This window comes from Actinomadura sp. NPDC048032 (assembly GCF_040653175.1).
GTDB lineage: Bacteria > Actinomycetota > Actinomycetes > Streptosporangiales > Streptosporangiaceae > Spirillospora > Spirillospora verrucosospora.
The window spans coordinates 1-6,347 of record NZ_JBEZJP010000456.1; the positions used below are offsets into that span (position 1 = coordinate 1).

7 protein-coding genes are annotated in these 6,347 nt (G+C 72.5%); 4 read left to right on the forward strand and 3 right to left on the reverse strand.

What is annotated here, in order from left to right; all coding sequences use genetic code 11:
* Positions 1-95: 95 nt before the first annotated feature.
* Positions 96-890 carry an SAM-dependent methyltransferase gene (locus tag AB0C69_RS36150; protein ID WP_345187649.1) on the reverse strand — a complete coding sequence of 265 codons (795 nt, stop codon included), beginning with the start codon at positions 888-890 and terminating at the stop codon, positions 96-98.
* Positions 891-1,011: 121 nt separating this feature from the next.
* Between AB0C69_RS36150 and AB0C69_RS36155 the strand changes: the two genes are divergently transcribed.
* The 4 genes from AB0C69_RS36155 to glgX all read left to right on the forward strand — a co-directional run bounded on the left by AB0C69_RS36155 (position 1,012) and on the right by glgX (position 5,290).
* Positions 1,012-1,833, forward strand: a complete 822-nt coding sequence (locus AB0C69_RS36155; protein WP_360359933.1) for a hypothetical protein — start codon at positions 1,012-1,014, stop codon at positions 1,831-1,833.
* 54 nt (positions 1,834-1,887) lie between these two features.
* Entirely contained in the window at positions 1,888-2,460 is a 573-nt protein-coding gene (locus tag AB0C69_RS36160) for a DUF4262 domain-containing protein (protein WP_345177242.1), read from the forward strand.
* Positions 2,461-2,507: 47 nt separating this feature from the next.
* Positions 2,508-3,092, forward strand: a complete 585-nt coding sequence (locus tag AB0C69_RS36165) for a GNAT family N-acetyltransferase (RefSeq protein WP_360359936.1) — start codon at positions 2,508-2,510, stop codon at positions 3,090-3,092.
* Between the two features lie 89 nt (positions 3,093-3,181).
* Complete coding sequence (glgX, locus tag AB0C69_RS36170) at positions 3,182-5,290, forward strand: glycogen debranching protein GlgX (protein WP_345177248.1); 2,109 nt, start codon at positions 3,182-3,184, stop codon at positions 5,288-5,290.
* Positions 5,291-5,300: 10 nt separating this feature from the next.
* Here glgX and AB0C69_RS36175 read toward each other — a convergent pair whose 3' ends face one another.
* Positions 5,301-5,702, reverse strand: coding sequence for a hypothetical protein (locus tag AB0C69_RS36175; protein ID WP_345177250.1), 402 nt, complete (start codon positions 5,700-5,702; stop codon positions 5,301-5,303).
* Positions 5,703-5,869: 167 nt separating this feature from the next.
* The coding region (locus AB0C69_RS36180) for a dihydrofolate reductase family protein (protein ID WP_360359940.1) at positions 5,870-6,347 on the reverse strand (478 nt) is incomplete at its 5' end.

Consider the following 6,347-nt stretch of genomic DNA (forward strand, 5'->3'; position numbering starts at 1 on the left):
AGAACCCGCGGGGGCATGGATGAACGAGCCGGCCGGGTAGTCCCGGTCGCCGTCGTTGAAGGTGCCGGCCGGTTCCGGCCGGCGGCCCCGTCCGGTCAGGCCTTGCGGGCGACCCCGCAGAGGGTCGAGGTGCTCGGCGTCTCACCGAACGGGCTCGGCTCGGGGCGCCACTTCTCGCACGCCACCACACCCGGCTCCACCAGTTCGAAGCCGTCGAAGTACCCGGCGATCTGCTCGGGACGGCGCAGCCGGTACGGGACGGCGCCGGTGTCGTCGTACTCCTGCTGCGCCTTGTTGTGGGCCTCGTCGGTGTCGGTGTCGTCGTAGAGGGCGAGAAAACTGCCGGAGGGCAGGCCGCCCATCAGGGTCCGGATGATGTGCAGGATCTCGTCGTAGGAATCGACGTGCCCGAGGACGCCCATCAGCATCAGGGCGATCGGGCGGTCGAAGTCGAGCTTGCCCCGGGCGATCGCGAGGATCTGCTCGGGCTCGCGCATGTCGGACTCGATGTAGCTGGTCTCGCCCTCGGGACGGCTCGTCAGCAGGGCGTGCGCGTGGGACAGCACCAGCGGGTCGTTGTCGACGTACACGATGCGCGCCTCGGGCGCGACGCGCTGCGCCACCTCGTGGGTGTTGTCGACGGTGGGCAGGCCGGTGCCGACGTCCAGGAACTGGCGGACGCCCGCCTCCCCCGCCAGGTACCGGACGGCGCGGGCCAGGAAGTGCCGGCCGGTCCGCGCGATGTCCACGATCCCGGGGTAGATGCTGACGTACTGGTCACCGGCGTCGCGGTCGACCGGATAGTTGTCCTTGCCGCCGAGCCAGTAGTTCCATATGCGCGCGGAGTGCGGAACGGAGGTGTCGATCGCGTTGACCGGGTCTTCGGCCATGGTCTTCTCCCTGCTGTGCTCCACCGGTGGTCGCGCATAAAATAGATCATTCTTCCGGCGCCGGGACACCGACCGACGAAGCGAGGCCTGGGTGCGTTTTCGGCGGCTTGCCGCGGTCGCGATGATCCTGCTGGTATTCGCCGTGCTCGCCGGGTGCGGCGGAGCGCCGCCACGGGAGCAGCGGGCGCGGATGGAGGTCGCCCTTCTGGCCGACGGCGGCGCCCAGGTCGACCTGTACGCGGCGGGGCGGCTCCGGTCGGACACCGAGGTGCGGGCTCTCGCGGGACGGGTCGCCGCGGCGCTGTTCCCCGGCGCCGGGGCCGCCCGCGTCCGCACCAGGAAAGACCGCGGGGCGCCGTTCGCCCGCGCGGAAATCGGCCGCGCCTACCGCACGGGACGCAGGCCGTTCCTGAGAATCGACACTTCCGGCGCGGCGCGCGAACTCGCGGCGCGGGGTTTCGACGACACGGCCATGCAATTGCGGCTTCCGCCGGTATCCGCAACGGTGCGTCCTGACATTTCCGATAATCACCGCTGGCACCTGCGCAAAGGCGTCCCGGCGCCCCTCATCCAGGTCGGCATGAGGCCGGAGCCGGGACGCTGGTACGGCGTGATGGCGCTGCCCGTCCTGGGGGCGCTGGGCGTGGCGCTGGCGTTCTTCGTCCGGCGCCGCGCGCTGGCGGCGCCCGCGGCCGGCCTCGCCGTCGCCGCCGCCCTCCTGGCGCTGCCGCTCGGCGCGGGACGGCGCGGCGCCGACCTCGGCGTCGCGGGCCTGCTCGGCGGGACGGCCCTGGACGTGGCGTCCGTCGCCCCGCTCACGGCCCTCCCCCTCGGCATGCCCGCCGCGATGCTGCTGGGGGCCATGGCCGTCCGGGGCCTGCGCGGCCCGGCCGTGCGGCACGAGCACGAGGCGCCGCCGCGCGACACCGGCGCGTTCTGGTGATCCTTCGCGCAGCGGCATGCTCGCCCAGGGTCGATTGATCGTAAGCTGAGGGTCATGTCCGGCGACCGCCTCTCATGCACCTGCGTGATGTGCCGTGACTACGGCGACCGCGACCGCCTGGACAACTTCCATCTCCGCACCATCGTGCACATCACCCAGTACGGGTGGAGCGTCGTCCTCGTCCAGCCGGACGAGGACGGTCCCGGCTGGGCGTACACGGTCGGCCTGTGGCACAGCCACGGCGCCCCCGAACTCGCGATGTTCGGCGGCGACGTGTACGAGACGGAAGAGATCCTGAACATGCTCGGCCGGGAGACCGCCGAGGGGCGCGCCCCCGCCGACGGGGAGCGACGCGACGGCGTCGTGCGGGGGCAGCAGGCGGCCTTCCGGAACGTCGAACCGGACTGGTCCGTCGGGCTGTTCGGCGGCGCGGTGGCGTTCTACCGGCGGCCGCCGCCGGTCCTGCAGGTCGTCTGGCCCAACGGCGACGGCCTGTTCCCGTGGCAGCCCGGCACCGACCTGCCGTTCCGGCACGCCCAGCCGTGGCTGTGGCTCCAGCCGCGCCAGCATCCGGCCGGCGCCTGGACGCGGCGGCTGTCCGGCCGGCGGTCCGAGTGGCGGCTCTGAGGGCCGCTCCACGAGCCCGCCGCGACGCGAGAGCATAGGATCGGCGGGTGTACGGGCCGATCGCCGACACCATCCGCACCCAGCGCCTCGTCCTGGAGCCGCTGGCGGTCCACCACGCGGACGAGATGGCCCCCGTCCTGGACGACCCCCGCCTGCACCGCCACATCGGCGGCGAGCCCCTCACGCGCGACGAGCTGCGCGCCCGCTACGCGCACCTGGTCGCGGGCCCGGCGCCCTACCACCAGGAGTGCTGGCTGAACTGGATCGTCCGCCGCGCCCGCGACGGGCAGGCCGTCGGGTACGTGCAGGCGACGGTCACCCCGGCGCCGCCGGGGTTCGCCGTGACGCCCGCCTCGGCCGGGTCGACGGTCACGCCGGGCCCGCCCCGGCTGCTCGCGTCGGTCGCCTGGGTGATCGGCATGCCGTACCAGGGGTTCGGGTTCGCCACCGAGGCCGCCCGCGCGCTGCTGGACTGGCTCGCGGCGCACGGCGTGGGCGACGTCGTCGCGACGGTCCACCCGGACAACCGCGCGTCCGCGGCCGTCGCGTCGAGGATCGGGCTGCGGCGTACCGGGGAGACCCGCGACGAGGAGGTCGTCTGGCGCCTCCACCACCGCGCCGCACCGGAATGACACGTGTGTGAAAGGCCTCCGCGCGCGGGGAAGGGTGCGGGTAGGCCACAATCGACGGGCCAGAGGAACCGGCCGAGGGGTGGAGGAGCATGCGGGAGGTGTGGCCCGGGGACCCCTATCCGCTGGGCGCCACCTGGGACGGCACGGGCACGAACTTCGCGCTGTTCTCGGAGGTGGCCCGGCGGGTCGAGCTGTGCCTGTTCGACGCCGAGGGGCGCGAGACGCGGCGCGACCTGCCGGAGGTGGACGGGTTCGTCTGGCACGGCTACCTGCCCGGCATCGGGCCCGGCCAGCGGTACGGGTACCGGGTGCACGGGCCGTTCGACCCCCGCGAGGGGCACCGCTGCAACCCGTCCAAGCTGCTGCTCGACCCGTACGGCAAGGCCGTCGCGGGCGTCACGCCGCACGAGCTGATCCACTGGCACGAGGCGCTGTTCTCCTACCGGTTCGCCGACCCCGACGCGCTGAACGAGGACGACAGTGCCCCGTACATGCCGAAGAACGTGGTGGTCAACCCGTTCTTCGACTGGGGGGACGACCGGCCGCCGCGCGTCCCGTACCACGAGAGCGTCATCTACGAGGCGCACGTCAAGGGCCTGACAAAGCTGCACCCGGGCGTCCCCGAGGAGCAGCGCGGGACCTACGCGGGCGTCGGGCATCCGGTGATGATCGACCACCTCCTCGACCTCGGGGTGACCGCGGTCGAGCTGATGCCGGTGCACCAGTCGGTGCCCGAGCACGCCCTGGTGGCGCGGGGCCTCGACAACTACTGGGGCTACAACACGATCGGGTTCTTCGCGCCGCACAACTCCTACAGCTCCTCGGGGCAGTCCGGCGAGCAGGTGCTGGAGTTCAAGGCGATGGTCCGCGCCCTGCACGAGGCGGGCATCGAGGTCATCCTGGACGTCGTCTACAACCACACGGCGGAGGGCGACCACCTGGGCCCGACGCTGTCGTTCCGGGGCATCGACAACGCGTCGTACTACCGGCTGCGCGACGACGACAAGCGCTACCACCTCGACTACACCGGCTGCGGCAACTCGCTGAACGTCCGGAACCCGCACGCGCTGCAGCTCATCATGGACTCGCTGCGCTACTGGATCCTGGACATGCACGTCGACGGGTTCCGCTTCGACCTCGCCTCGGCGCTGGCCCGCGAACTGCACGACGTCGACCGGCTGGCCGCGTTCTTCGACCTCGTCCAGCAGGACCCCGTCGTGTCCCAGGTGAAGCTCATCGCCGAGCCGTGGGACGTGGGAGAGGGCGGCTACCAGGTCGGCAACTTCCCGCCGCTGTGGACGGAGTGGAACGGCAAGTACCGCGACACCGTCCGCGACTTCTGGCGCGGCTCGTACGCGACCATGCCGGAGTTCGCGTCCCGGCTGACCGGCTCCTCCGACCTCTACGAGCACAGCGCGCGCCGGCCGTTCGCGTCCATCAACTTCGTGACCTGCCACGACGGGTTCACGCTCACCGACCTCGTCTCCTACGACCACAAGCACAACGAGGCCAACGGCGAGGACAACCGGGACGGCACCGACGACAACCGGTCGTGGAACTGCGGCGTGGAGGGTCCCACCCGCGACCCCGGGGTCCTCGACCTGCGGGCCCGGCAGCGCCGCAACTTCCTCGCGACGCTGTTCCTGTCGCAGGGCGTGCCGATGCTCTCCCACGGCGACGAGCTCGGCCGCACGCAGGAGGGCAACAACAACGCCTACTGCCAGGACAACGAGATCGCCTGGGTCCACTGGGAGGACTCGGGCGACATGGAGTTCGTCCGGCTCCTGTCGCGGCTGCGGCACGACCACCCGGTGTTCCGCCGCCGCCGCTTCTTCACCGGGACGGGCCGCGGCGCCGCCGCCGACATCGCCTGGCTGACCCCGGCCGGCGAGAGCATGACCGACCAGGACTGGAACGTCGGCTTCGCCAAGTCGCTCGGCGTGTTCCTCAACGGCGACGCCATCACCGAACCCGACCCGCGCGGCCGGCGCGTCCGGGACGACTCGTTCCTGCTGCTGATCAACGCCGGGTCGGAGCCGGTCGAGTTCACGCTGCCCGGCGCCGAGTACGGCGAGCGCTGGGAGTTCGCCCTCGACACCGCCGAACCCGGCACGGTCGGCGAGCGTCCCCGCCTCAAGGCCCGCGACGTGGTGACGGTCGGCGACCGCGCGCTCCTCGTCCTGCGGCGCGGGGCGTGAGCCGCGCGGCTCACGCCCGGCCGACCTCCATCGCGGTCAGGAACACCAGGACGAACGTCGCGACCGCCACCGCGCCGTGGACGGCGACCGCCGCGGCCGGGAACGCCTGCTCTGCTCCCCTGGCGTGGCGGCCGCCGCGGCCGACGAGCCAGCGGGTGAACAGCAGCAGCCCCTGGAAGATGATGACGAGCAGGGCCGCGAAGGCGACCCAGGCGTAGGCGGCGTTCCCTGTGACGACGTAGACGATCCAAACGGCCAGGCCCGCGACGGCCGAGAGCGGATGCCCCGCCACGACCAGCCGCGGGAACCGCGTCACCTTCGTCGAACGCCCCCCGTTGACCCACCACACGACCAGCAGATATCCGCCCGCGACGGCGGCGATGATCCACGCGCCCAATGCGGCGTACTCCACCCCCGCTCCTTTCGTGAGATTCTCACCCGTCCCCCTGCCGCCTAGTGTCGCCCCCCAGCGCTTCCGGCATGACGGATTCGTACAGATTGGGGGACAGACCGTCACCACGCCGGTCCGTGCGGGGGGCCGCGGACGTCCTCACGGAGGTCGCGGGAGCCGTGCCCGCGCTACGCCCGCAACCGGTAGCGGACGAACAGCACGCCCTCGTCGAGGTAGAGGGCGGCCGGTTCGAGCGGCACCTCGGCGTCCAGGCCCTCCAGCAGGCGGGTGTGGCGCGCGCCTCCGAGGAGGGTGGGCGCGATGTTGAGGCACAGCTCGTCGACGAGCGACGCCCTGATGAGCGCGGTGGCCAGGGACGGGCCGCCCTCGCAGAGGAGGTGCTCGTAGCCGAGGTCCTCGCGCAGGGCTCTCACGGCGGCGGGGAGATCGACGTCGTCGTCGCCTTCCGCGACCACCCGGAGGTGTCCCGGAACCCCGGCCCCGGCGTTCCGGGTCGTCACGACGACGGTGGGCGTCTCGGCCTCGGTGAACAGCGGGAGCGTCCAGTCGAGGTCTAGGGAGCGGCTCACCACCACGATGGGGGCGGGCGGCCCGCCGCGGCGGGCGCGCAGGTCGGGGCGCAGGCGCGCGGGGCCCCGCCCGGCG